Source organism: Burkholderia sp. SIMBA_051, from assembly GCF_046534915.1.
GTDB classification, from domain to species: domain Bacteria; phylum Pseudomonadota; class Gammaproteobacteria; order Burkholderiales; family Burkholderiaceae; genus Burkholderia; species Burkholderia ambifaria.
In genome coordinates this window covers 1-435 of the sequence record NZ_JAWRXS010000061.1, presented here as the reverse complement: position 1 = coordinate 435, position 435 = coordinate 1, and the positions used below count along the sequence as shown (strand labels likewise).

The following is a 435-nucleotide window of genomic DNA, read 5'->3' as shown; positions in this document are numbered from 1 at the left end:
GCAGAAGAAGGGAATCGTCGAGTCGGGCGTCAAATATGTCAAGAAATCCTTTGTGCCGCTGCGCACGTTCCGCGACCTGACCGATGCCAACCGGCAGCTGCGCGAATGGATCATGCAGCAGGCCAGCACGCGCGAACATGGCACGACACGCGAGCAGCCGCTGGCGCGCTTTGCCATCGAGAAGCCTCTGCTCACGACGCTGCCTGACGTTGCGCCGGTGCTGGCTGTATGGAGCGAAGTCAAGGTGCATACGGACGGACATGTCGTCTACAAGAAGGCGCTGTACTCCGTGCCGTTCACGCTGGTTGGCAAGAGCCTCTGGCTCAAATCGACTGATACGGTCGTACAGCTGTTCCATCAGCACGAACTCATTGCAACCCATCCACGACTGCGCAAGGCAGGTGAACGCCACACAGTGCGTGACCACCAGCCGCC

General features: G+C 60.2%; 1 protein-coding gene. It reads left to right on the top strand.

Annotated features, from left to right (window positions below):
* Positions 1-435: Mu transposase domain-containing protein (locus SB771_RS33530; protein ID WP_410721857.1), on the top strand; the 435-nt coding region annotated here is incomplete at both ends.